This is a genomic window from Corynebacterium sp. HMSC035E02 (assembly GCF_001836065.1).
Lineage (GTDB): Bacteria > Actinomycetota > Actinomycetes > Mycobacteriales > Mycobacteriaceae > Corynebacterium > Corynebacterium hiratae.
On record NZ_KV827319.1, the window covers coordinates 1 to 331 of the forward strand.

Annotated in this window: 1 pseudogene; it reads left to right on the top strand. The window is 59.2% G+C overall.

The annotated features are described in order from the left end of the window. Positions 1–143 precede the first annotated feature (143 nt). A pseudogene (locus HMPREF2635_RS03215) lies at positions 144–331 on the top strand (Trp family transcriptional regulator); the annotation flags it as partial.

Below are 331 nucleotides of genomic sequence, written 5' to 3' on the forward strand. Positions count from 1 at the left end.
TGTTGCGACCGGCTATTTGGTAGCAGTGTCGTGACTATCCGGTAGCGCTTCAGTGAGTATCTGGTAGCAGCTCAGGGCGCTCGGGATGATACTTCCGGTAGCCGCACCACTCGGGTGCGGCGCGTACTGGAAGGAGTCCGCTTATGCCGGATTACCGTGCGGTGATGACGCTGCTGATTAGGAAGCGTTCTTACCGCCAGATTGAAGACCAACTCGGGTGCTCGCACCGCGCGATTTCCCGAGCGAACCAAGCGCTGCGAAGCCTTGGCCTAACCACTGCCCAGCAGGTCGCGGCGCTGACGAATGACGAGCTGGACGAGATATTCGTTGA